At 65.5% G+C, this 12,717-nt stretch carries 13 protein-coding genes; 8 read left to right on the forward strand and 5 right to left on the reverse strand.

The features are described from left to right. The first annotated feature begins 240 nt into the window (after window positions 1–240). The 3 genes from ACOJB8_RS18355 to ACOJB8_RS18365 all read left to right on the forward strand — a co-directional run bounded on the left by ACOJB8_RS18355 (window position 241) and on the right by ACOJB8_RS18365 (window position 3,538). Complete coding sequence (locus ACOJB8_RS18355) at window positions 241–1,410, forward strand: GGDEF domain-containing protein (protein ID WP_475013538.1); 1,170 nt, start codon at window positions 241–243, stop codon at window positions 1,408–1,410. A 117-nt stretch (window positions 1,411–1,527) separates the two neighbouring features. Further along, entirely contained in the window at window positions 1,528–2,556 is a 1,029-nt protein-coding gene (locus tag ACOJB8_RS18360; RefSeq protein WP_475013540.1) for an SGNH/GDSL hydrolase family protein, read from the forward strand. 319 nt (window positions 2,557–2,875) lie between these two features. Further along, window positions 2,876–3,538, forward strand: a complete 663-nt coding sequence (locus ACOJB8_RS18365) for a gamma-glutamylcyclotransferase (RefSeq protein ID WP_475013542.1) — start codon at window positions 2,876–2,878, stop codon at window positions 3,536–3,538. On the opposite strand, the gene ACOJB8_RS18370 is transcribed toward ACOJB8_RS18365, so the two are convergent. Then, on the reverse strand, window positions 3,535–4,185 hold the full coding sequence (locus tag ACOJB8_RS18370; protein WP_475013544.1) for a LysE family translocator: 651 nt from the start codon (window positions 4,183–4,185) through the stop codon (window positions 3,535–3,537). The two genes, ACOJB8_RS18365 and ACOJB8_RS18370, sit on opposite strands and share 4 nt — an antisense overlap. Before the next feature lie 115 nt (window positions 4,186–4,300). On the opposite strand from ACOJB8_RS18370, the gene ACOJB8_RS18375 reads away from it, so the two are divergent. Then, window positions 4,301–4,768, forward strand: coding sequence for an Lrp/AsnC family transcriptional regulator (locus ACOJB8_RS18375; protein WP_475013676.1), 468 nt, complete (start codon window positions 4,301–4,303; stop codon window positions 4,766–4,768). 18 nt (window positions 4,769–4,786) lie between these two features. Here the strand turns inward: ACOJB8_RS18375 and ACOJB8_RS18380 are convergent, their stop codons facing one another. After that, the gene (locus ACOJB8_RS18380; protein ID WP_368617060.1) at window positions 4,787–6,088 is read right to left on the reverse strand and encodes an aspartate aminotransferase family protein; all 1,302 of its coding nucleotides are present in this window, start codon (window positions 6,086–6,088) and stop codon (window positions 4,787–4,789) included. 86 nt (window positions 6,089–6,174) lie between these two features. Between ACOJB8_RS18380 and ACOJB8_RS18385 the strand changes: the two genes are divergently transcribed. Together ACOJB8_RS18385 and ACOJB8_RS18390 are read left to right on the forward strand one after the other, a co-directional pair. Further along, a complete protein-coding gene (locus tag ACOJB8_RS18385) occupies window positions 6,175–7,083 on the forward strand; it encodes a LysR family transcriptional regulator (protein WP_475013547.1) in 909 nt (302 codons plus the stop codon). Window positions 7,084–7,166: 83 nt separating this feature from the next. Continuing rightward, window positions 7,167–7,541: a hypothetical protein gene (locus ACOJB8_RS18390; RefSeq protein ID WP_256094896.1), complete on the forward strand. Its 375-nt coding sequence runs from the start codon at window positions 7,167–7,169 to the stop codon at window positions 7,539–7,541. A 10-nt stretch (window positions 7,542–7,551) separates the two neighbouring features. Here the strand turns inward: ACOJB8_RS18390 and ACOJB8_RS18395 are convergent, their stop codons facing one another. The 3 genes from ACOJB8_RS18395 to ACOJB8_RS18405 all read right to left on the reverse strand — a co-directional run bounded on the left by ACOJB8_RS18395 (window position 7,552) and on the right by ACOJB8_RS18405 (window position 10,452). Then, window positions 7,552–7,896: a hypothetical protein gene (locus ACOJB8_RS18395; RefSeq protein ID WP_069266775.1), complete on the reverse strand. Its 345-nt coding sequence runs from the start codon at window positions 7,894–7,896 to the stop codon at window positions 7,552–7,554. A gap of 161 nt (window positions 7,897–8,057) precedes the next feature. Then, the gene (locus ACOJB8_RS18400) at window positions 8,058–9,317 is read right to left on the reverse strand and encodes an MFS transporter (RefSeq protein WP_368729387.1); all 1,260 of its coding nucleotides are present in this window, start codon (window positions 9,315–9,317) and stop codon (window positions 8,058–8,060) included. An 88-nt stretch (window positions 9,318–9,405) separates the two neighbouring features. Next, entirely contained in the window at window positions 9,406–10,452 is a 1,047-nt protein-coding gene (locus tag ACOJB8_RS18405; RefSeq protein ID WP_475013678.1) for an ABC transporter substrate-binding protein, read from the reverse strand. A 159-nt stretch (window positions 10,453–10,611) separates the two neighbouring features. Here ACOJB8_RS18405 and ACOJB8_RS18410 point away from each other — a divergent pair, with 159 nt between their 5' ends. Together ACOJB8_RS18410 and ACOJB8_RS18415 are read left to right on the forward strand one after the other, a co-directional pair. Then, window positions 10,612–11,277: a response regulator transcription factor gene (locus tag ACOJB8_RS18410; RefSeq protein ID WP_069266778.1), complete on the forward strand. Its 666-nt coding sequence runs from the start codon at window positions 10,612–10,614 to the stop codon at window positions 11,275–11,277. Further along, window positions 11,264–12,691 (forward strand): sensor histidine kinase, encoded by a 1,428-nt coding sequence (locus tag ACOJB8_RS18415; protein WP_475013550.1) that lies wholly within the window; start codon window positions 11,264–11,266, stop codon window positions 12,689–12,691. The genes ACOJB8_RS18410 and ACOJB8_RS18415 overlap by 14 nt, the downstream gene beginning before the upstream one ends. The last annotated feature ends 26 nt before the right edge of the window (window positions 12,692–12,717 follow it).

Raw genomic sequence — 12,717 nt, forward strand, 5'->3', positions numbered from 1 at the left:
AAAAGGCCAAAGCACTCAGAGCACAACAAAAAACTCCATCGCACTCCTGCGCAAGTCACACGCGCGCACGACCCGTTCGGGCTCGATACAGAACGCATCGAGGCGTGGCGCGACGCGTGAAGCCGCTGGGGCACGCCAGGGGCACGTAACGGACAATCAGGGACCGGGCATCGCACTATTAAGTTTCGGCGTAAAATGCGCGTTCGCCGCGATGTCCGGTGTAGAAGCCTCACGCCAGCGATGCACGTCGATCTACTTACCATCTACTTCCTCCTGATCGGGACCCTGCTAGCCAGTTCCCTGATGACGCTCTGGGAGCATCGTACGCATCCCGCGCGCAGCAAGGCATTGCGGGTCCTGGCCGGGGGCTACGCGACCCTCGCAGCCGGCTGCGCCGCGGTGCTCGTGCGCGCCAATTTGCCAGGGGTTTGGGGCGCCGCTCTGAGCAACCTCGTCATGATGGCCGGCTATCTGCTGGTCCTGCATGGCGTCGCGACGCTGAACGGGCGGCACTACCGGGCGGCCTCGTTCGCCCTGCTCGCGTTGATCGCACTGACATGGGCCACATGGGGCGCACGGCATCCGCAGGCCATGTGGTACTACGCGAGCGCGTTTCCTATTGCACTGGTGAGCGCCATGACCTCGCGCGAGCTGCTGCGCGGCGACGGCATGAAAGGGGGCCAATCGCGCCACGTCGCGACGTTCGTCACCGGAGTCCACGCACTCTTTTACCTGTTCAGGACGTTTGTCCTGCCGTTGCTGGGCAACCGCTATGGGGACGGCTTCGTCGCGCTCGTCAGCAAGATCACGATGTATGAAGGCGTGCTCTATTCGATCATTCTGCCCATGGCCCTGATCAAGCTGGTACGCGAAGAAACGCATGGGCAGTTGTTGCGCGAGTCTCAAACGGACTACCTGACCCGCCTTGGCAACCGCCGCTGCTTCTTCGAAGAAGGCGAGCGCGTGATGAACGAGATCGGGACGCGTCAGCCCGGGGCGCGTCAGCCGGTTTCGCTGCTTGCCTTCGATCTCGACCACTTCAAGACCATCAACGATCGCTACGGCCACAAGACCGGCGACGAAGTCCTCAAGACGTTCGCGGACATTGCCCGCAGCGCCGTAGGACCCGAGGCGATCCTCGCGCGCATAGGCGGTGAAGAGTTCGCCGCCCTGCTGCCAGGCCATGACCGCGTGCGCGCCAAAGCGGTGGGCGAAGCGATCGCCAGGCGTTTCGCTCAAACACCCATGAACAAGGTCGATGGCATCGCCATACGCGCCACGGTGAGCATCGGCCTGGCGCAACATGGTCAGGAAGCGTCCACGCTCTCCGAGCTGCTGGCCGCCGCCGACGCCGCGCTCTACAGCGCGAAGGCGCTGGGCGGCAACCGGCTCGAAATGCTGGCTCTGTAACGCCTCACGCGCCTTCCAGTCAGCTATTTGTAGGCTGCGCGCATTGTTTTTGCTAGCCCATTTAGGCCCGCCCTATCCGGTCGCGGGTGCAATCGCGTCAAGCGGTAAGGGGGCACAATGGCAACGATCGATACCCGGATCCGGGTGGCAATTTCCGCCGGACTGATTTACCTGCTCGCGGCTTGCGGCGGCGGTGGCGGAGGAGGCGGTGGCGGCTCGAACCCCGGCACGAGCACGCCGGCTGGCGGCGTCAAGCTGCAAGTCGTCTCGTTCGGCGACAGTCTTTCCGACGTCGGGACCTACGCGCCGCTTGCGAGCGCCGCAGGCGGCGGGCGGTTCACGACCAACCCCGGTCAGGTCTGGTCCCAGGACGTCGCGCAATATTATGGGGACACCCTGAACGCCGCATACACAGTCGGCCTCGATCACAAGCTGAGCGCGCAAGGCGGCTTCGGCTACGCAGAGGGCGGCTCGACGGTCGCCACGCCGGCCAACCAGTACGACTTCCTCTCGGACGTGATCGGCAACATCGAAATGCCGGTCAATCAGCAGGTGTCGAGCTATATCTCCGCTCACGGCACCTTCAACTCCGGTCAGCTCGTGCTGGTCTGGGCAGGCGCGAACGACGTGCTGCGCGCCGGCAACCCGCCGACAGCCAATACCGTCGTGCAGACTGCCGCCACGACGCTCGCACAAGTCGTCGGGCAGATCGTGCAGGCCGGCGCCACACATGTCGTGGTGATCAACGTGCCGAACGTCGGCCTCTCGCCCAAGGGCATCACCTCGACCGACGGCGGCGCGAACCTGACCCAGCTATCGCAGCTCTTCAACTCGACATTGAACAGCGCGTTGCAGACGGATGGCCTGCAAGGCAAGGTCATCGAAATCGATTCCTACACCTGGATCACGCAGCTCGTCGCGAACTTCCAGACGAACGGGTTTACCGTGTCCAACACGGCCCAGGCGTGCGACCCTTCGAAAACGCCGGACAACACCTCGCTGCTCTGCTCGCCCGTCACCTACGTCTCGGCCCATGCGGACCAAACCTATATGTTCGCCGACGACCTTCACCCGACCACGCACACGCATTCGCTGTTCGCGCAGTACGTCGAGCAGCAGATCGCGGCGAGCGGTCTGGGGCATTGAGCGCTGGATTCAAGCGACCGCGCCGGGCATGAGCGCGGCCGCTTGCGTAGTCCCGTAGCAGCACGCCTTCGGGGCGGCGGCTCAATACCGTATCGAGCAGGCGCTCTTCGTTCGACGCGCTATAGTCGCTCAACGCGAGCAGCACTTCATAACCCGCACGCGCCTGGCGGCGCGATCCTGGGGGAAGTGCGGAGGGGACAAGAGCGCCCCGCCCCGATTGTCGCCCTCAGTTGAACGCAGCATCGCGCTCCAGCCACTTTATCCCCACCCGCGCCGACCGCATACTTGGTCGCGTAGCCTCCACCGACCCGTCAACGCCATGCTAAACAGGGACGCCATTCGCTCCGGCGCGTTTCTCGAGAGTTTCAGCCATCTGCCGCCGGAAATTCTCTGGACGCAAGCCCAGATCGCCCAGTCGCTCGCCGAAACGATGGCGAAGCGCCCCGCCGGCGAAGAGGTCTGGGTGTTCGGCTACGGTTCGCTCATGTGGAATCCGCTCTCGCACTTCGACCGGCGCGCGCACGCCACGCTGCACGGCTGGCGCAGGAGCTTTTGCATCCGCCTGTTCGGCGGGCGCGGCACGCCGCAGTGCCCCGGCCGCATGCTCGCGCTGGAGCGCGGCGGCCATACCCAAGGCGTGGTGCTGCGGCTCGATGCGGCCACGCTCGACGAAGAGTTGCACATCCTCTGGACCCGCGAGATGCTGACGGGCGCCTACACGCCCGCCTGGACCTCGGTGACGCTCGCGACGGGCGAGACGCGGCACGCCCTCGCCTTCGTGGCGAACACCTGCCCGCGACAATACGAGGCTGATTCGAGCCCCGCGACTGCCGCGCGTGCGATAGCCCAAGCGCATGGGCCGCTCGGCAGCAACGCGGAATATGTGTTCCAGCTCAGGCGGGCGCTCGCGGACTGCGCAATGACGGACGCCTACATCGAGGAAGTGGCGCAAGCCCTCGAACGTTTCGAAACGACGTCTTAAGCGAGCCGCACGAGACCGGTCACCATCTGAACCACGCCAAACGCGGCAATCGCCACGGCGGAAAAAAGGGAGATGCCCCGCGTGAACGCGAGCGGCAGCTTCGTACGCAACGCGGACGTCAGGCCGCTCAGGAACAGCCACCACACGGCCGAGCCCGCGAACACGCCCGTCACCATAGTCGCCATCAGCGCCATCGAAAACCCTCCCGGCGCCCCCTGCTCGCCTGGCATGGGCGGTAATGGCCCGAGCGAGGCAAACGCGGCAATGAACGAAAAAATGGTCAGTGGGTTCGAGAGCGTCAGTGCAAACGTCGTGAGGAAATCCCGCGCGACAGGGCTGCGCTGCGTCTCCTGTACGGCGGCCGGCGCGGTCGACGACGCGCGTGCGATGGTCCACGCCATCCACACCAGAAATGCCCCGCCCGCCGCCTTCAAGACCACCGTCAGCATCGGCAGCGCCGTGACGATACCGGCCACGCCGAGCGCGCCGAGCAAGCCATAAAACGCATCGGCGCACGCAGCGCCAATGCCGGTTGCGAAGCCGGAGTAAAAACCGCGGCTCAGGCTGCGCTGGATGCACAGCATGCCGATGGCCCCGACCGGTGCGGCGATGCAAAACCCCATCGCCACGGCTTTGACGAACAACATGTCCCCTCTCTCCGCAATGCGTGTTCTATAGGGGACTATCGTAGACCGCGAAGAGTATCCGCAGAAGCCGGGATTTAAGGGAAAATCGGCCTTTCACCTTAAACATTTCGCCATGATGGACGATCTGGACTGGAAAGTACTGGCGCTGCTGCAGGATAACGGCCGCATGACCTACACCGAGCTTGCGCGCCAGGTGCATCTCTCGGTGCCTGCGGTCACGGAGCGCGTGAGACGTCTCGAAGAGGCCGGCGTGATCGAAGGCTACACGGCGCGCGTGAATCCGGCCGCCGCCGGCTATCCGATCTCGGCCCTGATCGGCATCACGGTGCCCCAATCCGCGAAAGCGAAGTTTCTCAAGCTGCTCGGCACGATTGCCGAGGTGCTCGAATGCCATCACGTGACCGGTGCGGACTCCTATGTCATTCGCCTCGTCGCGACGAGCGTGGCCGACCTGGAGCGCCTGATCCAGCGCATCAATCTCTACGGCGAGACGCGCACGTCCATCGTCATGTCCACGCCGCTCGCCGCACGTGCGCTCGCGAAGCCTCAAGTGAGCACGGCCGGGTCGCGCGGCAAGGCCTAGCCGCGACGACCCTGGTCCTCAGAGGGAGCGCTCGATCGCCTGCCCCAGCAACTCCACGCCGAGATCGATCTCCTGCTCGCTCACGGTCAGCGGCGGTGCAATGCGAAACACGCCGCCCATGCCCGGCAACTGCACGATGTTCATGCTGAGCCCGAGCTTCATGCACTCGCGCGTGATTTTCGCGCCAAGGCCGTCGGCGGGCTCCTTCGTGCGGCGGTCCTTGACGATCTCGAGGCCGAGCAGCAGCCCGCGCCCCCGAATGTCGCCGATGCATTCGAAGCGCTCCATCAGATCCAGCAGCCCGCGCCTCAAACGGCCGCCCATGATATTTGCGCGCGCAACGAGTCCGTCGCGCGCCACGACGTCCAGCACCCGCAGGCCGACCGCAGCAGGAAGCGGATCGGACACATGCGTCGTGTAGAACAGGAAGCCCCGTTCGTGCGCGGCTTCCTCGATCTGCGCGGACGTGACCACGGCCGCGAGCGGCAACCCGGCGCCGAGTGTTTTCGATAGCGTGAGAATGTCGGGCGTCACGCCGTCGTGCTCGCACGCGAACATCGTGCCGGTGCGCCCGACGCCCGTTTGCGCCTCGTCCAGAATCAGCAGCATGCCGCGCTCTTCGCATTTGCGCTTGAGTGCGGCCATATAGCCGGGCGGCAGTTCGATGATGCCGCCCGAACTCAGGATCGGCTCCGCGATGAAGGCCGCGAGATTGCCGCTCGACTGGCGGTCGATGAGATCGAACGCGTAGTCGAGTTCCGCGAGGTAATCGTATTGCCCGTTGCGCTCGAAGCGCGGCCGGTACGTGAACGGCGCGGGAATCGCATAGGAGCCCACCGCTGCGGGGCCGACGCCCTTGCGCCCTGCGCTATAGGTGGCCGAAGCCGCGCCGCCCGTCATGCCGTGCCACGACTGCGCAAAGCCCACGATTTCGAATTTGCCCGTGACGAGCTTCGCCATGCGGATGGCGGCCTCGTTCGACTCCGCGCCGGTGCTCAGCAGCAGCGCCCGGTCGAGCCCGTCGGGCGTGACGTCGGCGAGACGCGTGGCCAGTTCGACCACGGGCCGCGAGAGCATGCCGCTGAACAGGTGGTCCAGCCTGCTCGCGTATTCGTTGATGACCGAGACGATTTCCGGGTGGCTGTGACCGAGCACCGCGCTCATCTGTCCCGAAGTGAAGTCGAGAATCGGCCGGTCGTCCGCGTCGTAGACGAAGCTGCCCTGGGCGCGCTCGATGATCATCGGCTCGAACGTGCCGCCATAGCGGATCAGATGCTGTCTCGCGTTGCGCCAAAACTGTTCGTCGTCGTTCCTGGACACGGGCTTCTCCTCGTCGGGTAGCGGGTTTTGCGGGTTTTCCTTGCAGTCTAGGCGGCGCTCTGGTTTTATTGAATCGAATAGTTCTTATGCAAGCTAGAAGAGGGTCTAATATCGTGAGCCGACCGCTGGAAATCGATCTGCTGCGTTCGTTCGCGGTTATCGCCGAGGTGCGCTCGATAAGCCGCGCGGCCGAACGCGTGGGCCGCACCCAGTCGGCGCTGAGTCAGCAGATCAAGCGGCTCGAGGAGATCGTCGATCAGCCGTTGTTTCAGCGCACCGGCCGCGGCGTTGCGCTGACGAGCCCCGGCGAGCGCCTGCTGGTGCACGCCCAGCGCATTCTGCGCCTGCACGACGAGGCCATGGCCGACCTGTGCGGCACGGGCTTGTCGGGCACCCTGCGCTTCGGCTGCCCGGACGACTATGCGGCCGTATTTCTGCCCTCCTTGCTGCGCCGGTTTTCGGGCCAGCATCCGAATGCGCTCGTGGAAGTCGTATGCGTTCCCACGCCGCGCCTTCTCGAACAGCTCGACAAGCGTGCGGTCGATCTCGCCCTGGTATCGCTGCCTTTGACCGCCATCGGGTCCGCCAACGCAAGCGGCCCGCACGACGAGATCATTCGCCGCGAGCAGCTGGTCTGGATCGGCTCGCCCGGACTCGATTCCGCCCATGTCGATCCGCTGCCGCTCGCGCTCTCCGATCCGGACACCCTCGATCACATCGCAGCCTGTGAAGCGTTGGAGAGGATGGGCCGCGCCTACCGCGTCGCGTATGCGAGCAGCAGCCTCGCCGGTCTCACCGCGCTCGTGCGTTCGGGCCAGGCCTTCGCCGTCATGACGCAAACGGCCGTTCCGGCGGATCTGGCGATACTCAATGGCGATCCCGCGCTGCCGCCCTTGCCGGCCGTGGGCATTACGATCAAGTACGGACGCAAGCGGCCGTCGCTCCTCACGGCGGCGTTCGCCGAGCACATTCGGCTCACGCTGCCGCTGTTGTGAGCGCACCGCCGCGAGGCACCGCCGCCCCACGCCGCCCCTTCGTTATGCGAACATCGCAGCTTCGCTCGCGGACGCCAACCCCCATGTCGAAAATCCGGAAAACACTCGCCACGCTGCTGGGCATCGCACTCGCCGCGGGGAGCGCCGCCGCACAACCGGCGCAGAAGCCGCCGGGGCCGGCCATGATGGTCCATTTCGACTACTACCCGAAAGACCGCCCGCAGATTCATGCGCTCGAACAGCGGCTGGCTGGCGCCATCAAGCGCGCCGATGCCGGCGAACTCGGCGAAACCGAAATTCACATCGACGGCAACGACGGCTATCTCTACATGTATGGGCCCGACCCGGACCGGCTGTATCGCGTCACGAGCCCGATTCTGAAGTCATCCAGATTGACCGCGCACTCCGAAGTCACGAAGTGGTACGGGGCTCGCAGGGAAACGTTCGTGATTCGCTGAGGCGCGGGCCTCAAAGCTTGGGATGACATTCGAAGCGGATGACGGAGGCCTGCTGCTGCAGCGCCTCGATGCCTTCGGTGTGCTCCATGCCGAGACTCGTCTGCATGCCGCGGCTCTCGCAGTAGTCGTTCGCTTCGCTCACCGCGCGCTTGTGGGCGCGGGCCCACGCGAGTCGGCCGCCCGTTGCGGACGCCGAAACGACGAACGTGCCCGACTTGTCCGCCGTGGTGACGTCGCTGGCCGACGCGCAACCCGCCAGCACCGTGCACGCGGCGACCAGCGATACGGCGACCCTGGGCCAGGACCGGCTTGCCACGTCCGCAAGTCTGGCCGTCCCCTTGAAAATCTGCTGCATGAATCCCTCTCATGATCGAGCGTCGCAATACGCTCACATATGACAGTGGATTTTAGGGTCGCCCTATCGAAAGTCTATGCTCATAGATTGAATTCACTGTTACCGCGAGAAATACAATCGCGATCCCTTTCCGGCCCGATGAACGCGACGAGCGGCCCGCGTCAAGCCGGCACGCCCTCGATGGCGCGCCCGGAACGTCCCCACGCCACCACGACGCCCAGACCGAGCACGGCGAGGCACACGATCGGCACGATCATCGGCCCGAACGCGGTACCGGTGAGCTTGCCCGCGAGCGGCATGAGGTTCTGGCCGAAGAAGCCGCCGAGATTGCCGATCGAGTTGATCGCCGCCACGCTCGCCGCAGCCCGCGCGCCGGTGAAGTAGCGCGGCGGCATCGACCAGAAGCACGGATACAGCAGCGGAATGCACGCGCCGCCGAACACGAGCGCGATGAAGCGCAGCGGTGTGGAAGGCAGCAGGAGACTCAGCAGGAAACCCAGCGTGCCTAGTGCCGCGACGATCGCCATCGCGCGCAGAATGCTTTTCGCGCGGCGCAGCTTCGACGGCAGCCACAGCAGCAGCAGCACTGCCAGCGCCCACGGCAGCATGCTCAACAGCCCGTTCACGCTGCTCGACACGCCAAACGACTTCACGAGCGTGGGCAGCCAGTAGGTCACGCCGTAGAGCGACGTCGACATCAGCATATAGGTTGCCGCGAACAGCATCACGCGCGGATCGAGCAGCGCCTTCCAGGGCTGCGAGTGTTCGGCGTGCTCGGGCTTCTCCCGCTCGTGCGCGGCCGCCACGATCTGCTTTTCGCGATCGTGCAGAAAGCGCGCTTCCTGGTACGACGCCGGCAGCAGCCTGAACACGGCGATGCCGACCAGCACGGCGGGCAGGCCCGTGGCGATGAACACCCACTGCCAGCCGGCGAGGCCCCATACGCCATTGAGACTCAGCAGCCAGCCGCCCACGAGCGAGCCCAGCATATTGGCGAGCGCGCTGCCCAGCGTGAAGATGCCGAGCACACGCGCACGATAGCTTTGCGGAAACCACAGCGTGAGGTAGTAGATCACGCCGGGATAGAAGCCGGCTTCGGCGACGCCCAGCGCGAGGCGCAGGCCGCAGAACACCTGCATCGAGGTGGTGAAGCCCATCAGCACCGTGATCACGCCCCAGGTGAGCATGATGCGCGCGAGCCACACGCGCGCGCCGAAGCGGTGCAGCGCGAGCGTGCTGGGCACTTCGAACAGCAGGTAACCGATGAAGAACAGCGACGACGCAAGGCCGAACGCCGTTTCGGTCATGTTGAGGCTGTGCACCATCTGCAGCTTCGCGAAGCCGACGTTTTGGCGGTCGATGAACGAAATCAGAAACATCACGACGAGGATCGGCATGAGGCGGCGCGCGATCTTCGACATGACATCCCGCTCTTCGACGGATGGTTGATCGACGGTTGAGTCTGTATTCACTCTGTTCTCCTACGTTTATTTGTGTCTATGCGTATGTCTAGGACGGACGGAAATCCCCGAGCATCGCCACGAACATGTCGTTCCATGTGCGCGGCTTCGCCTTGATCGTGCCCACCATGTACAGAAAATCGACGTACTCCATCAACTGCTCGGGCCAGACCGAAAAGCGCGACTCCGGCGCGCAGAGCGTCTGCACCACGTGTTCGCGCGACGCGCCGAAGCCCGACGAATCGACATAGATCTGCGCCGCGGCCGCCTTGTCCTGCGCAATCATCCGGTTCGCCTCGTCGAGCGCGTGAAGGAACGCCTTTGCTAGCGCAGGCTCGGTATCGACGAGGCGCTTGGGCGCGAACACCACGTCGAGCGTGAGCGGCCCGAGCACGTCGACCGAATTGACCACGCGGTGGATGCCAGGCTGCTGCAATTCGAGCGTCGAAAATGGCGGCGACGCGAAATGCGCGGTGATGCCGCCCTCGCGCCGGATCAGCGACTGCATGGCCTGCGGATGCGGCAGGCCGACGGTGATCGAATCGAGCTGCGCGAAGTGCTGCGGCCCGAGCAGCTTGCTCGCCACCATTTGCAGCACCACGGCCGAAAGCGAGGTGCGAATACCGGGCACCGCAATGCGGTCGGCGGCCGTGAAGTCGCGCAGCGTCGCAATTTGCGGCCGGTTCGTGTTGAGCGAGAGCGCCGTGGCCGAAAGGCCGCTGATGCCGATCACCTCGACGTTCGGTATGCCGCGCGCCCGCGCCCACAGTTCGATGAAGCCGGGCGCGCCCACGGCGGCGAAGTCGAGCGTGCCGGCCATCATGGCGTCGTCGACCGAATTGCCGCCGTCGAGCCTCACCCACTCCACGCTCACGTCCGCGAGCCCGTGGCGGCCCGCATGGCGCTCGAACAGGCGCGCCTTTTCCATCACGAGCAGCGGCAGATACAGCAGGCCATAGCCCTTGGAAATGCGCACCGTGCGCGGTGTGGCCCGGACCCAGGCAGGCGCGAGCCCCGCGGCAACGGCAGCCGCGCCAAGCCCGGCCGCAACGAGCGCGCGCCGACGCGGTGAAGGCCGCGGCGACTTCACGCGCATCTTGCCGTCTCCGTTGGTTCGTGTCGTAATCACGTCGCGCTATCTTCCATGGTTCGCGAGATTACCGGGCGAGTCTGAGAAAATGCTGAGAAACACACAGAGTAGACCTCGGGGAAAACCCGCAATCGCACCCATGAAGATTTCGGCAGGAACGGCATCATGCGCATTCTGGTGGTAGAGGACGACGCGGAAATCGGCGCGGCGGTCCGCAGCCGCCTCACGCGCCTCGGTCACGCGGTGGACCTCGAAGCGAACGGCGCCACGGCGAACAGCCTGCTCGGCGTGGAGCGCTTCGATCTGGTCGTGCTCGACGTAATGCTTCCCGCCATGGACGGCTTCGAGATTCTGCGCCATCTGCGTGCGTCGGGCTCGACCACGCCGGTGCTGCTGCTCACCGCACGCTCGGCCATCGACGACCGCGTGAGCGGCCTCGGCCTCGGCGCCGACGACTACCTCGTCAAACCGTTCGACTACCGCGAACTCGAAGCGCGCGTGCAGGCGCTCCTGCGCCGCAACAGCGGGCACGCGAACGATGTGGTGAAGCTGGGCGGTCTCGCCATCGACCGCAGCAGCCGGCTTGCCGAACTCGACGGCAAACCGCTTTCGCTTTCGCGCCAGGAGTTCGCGCTGCTCGAAATCCTCGCCAGCCGTCCGCAACGCATCTTCCCGAAAGAAGAACTGCTGAATCAGTTGTTCAGCTACGGCAATGAGCCGAGCGCGAACGCCGTCGAACAATACGTCACGCGCGTGCGCAAGAAGCTGCAGGGCAGTTCGGTCGAAATCCGCACGGCGCGCGGCATGGGATATCAAATTGCCGCGCTTTGACTGGTTCCCGAAAACGCTGCTCGGGCGCACGCTGCTCTTCATCGCGCTCGTCGTGGCGTCGGGCGCTGCGGCGCTCGCGGGCATCGCGCGCTATTACGCGGGCGTCGCGTCCGAGCGCGCCTACGATCAACTGCTTGCAGGCGCAACCATCCAGGTCGCCGAAAACCTCTACGTGCAGGGCGGCGTGCTCGCGCTCAATCCGCCGGTGGCCGCGCTCTCCACGCTCTCGCGCTATGACGTCGTCTACTACAAAGTGGTCGACGCGCGCGGCCTCGTCGTCGCGGGCTATGGCGATCTTCCCGGTCCGGCCGATACGAAGAGCGCGATGAACGCGCACCAGGGTCCGACATTCGCGAACGCCCGCTACCAGGGAGAGCGCGTGCGCACGGCGACCATCGGGCGCTACATGCCGGACGCGCGGCCGCCCGGCTGGGCCCTCGTCACGGTCGCGCAGACCACCCATGCCCGCCAGCAACTCACGAACGACATGAGCCTCAAGGTCTGGACGCTCATTTTGCTGATGAGCGTGCTCGCCATCGGCGCGAGCGGCCTTGCGATCCGGCGCGGCTTGCGTCCGCTTGCGCAGATCGAGCAGATCATCGCCGCGCGCGACCCGGCCGACCTGCGGCCCGTGGCGCACGACACGCCGAGCGAAATCAACGCGCTGATCGGCGCCATCAACGGGCTGATCGGCCGGCTCGCCGAACGCATGACGGCCATGCAGCGCTTTATCGCCGACGCCGCGCACCAGATGCGCACGCCGATCGCGCGGCTCGACGCGCAGATCGAATTGCTCAGCACCGAGTCCGATCCCGCGCGCCATGCCGCGCGGCTCGAAGCGTTGCGCGCTACCTGCTCGGACGTGGGCCGGCTCACCGGCCAGTTGCTCAATCACGCGATGGTGATTCATCGCACGGAAGTGGTCCCGTTGCAGCGCCTGGACCTCGCGAAGCTTGCCAGAGAAGTGTTGGGCCGCACCATTCCGCTCGCCGACGAACGCGACGTGAAAGTGGCATTCGAAAGCAGCGCGCCGCAGGTCTGGATCGCGGGCGACCCCGTGAGCCTGCAGGAAGCGCTGTCGAACGTGCTGCACAACGCGCTGCTGCACGGCAAGGCGGACGATATCGTCGTCATCGTGAGCACCTCGCCGGCGGCCGTCACGCTAACCGTGACCGACAACGGTCAAGGCATCGCACGCGAACACTGGGACGCCGCGTTGCGTCCGTTCGAGCGCATCGGCCAGGAAGGCGCGGAGCGCACGACGGGCTCGGGCCTCGGGCTCGCCATCGTGCAGGCGGTGATGAAGGCACACGGCGGGCGCGTGAACTTTGCGTTTCCCGCCGGCGGCGGCTTTGCCGTGGAGCTGACGTTTCCTCCCGTAGAAGGCGAGACGCCGTCCGTGACGCCACTGTGAACGCCTCGCGAAAGCGTTGGCGCGCG

The sequence above is a fragment of the Paraburkholderia sp. BR10141 genome (genome assembly GCF_056155635.1).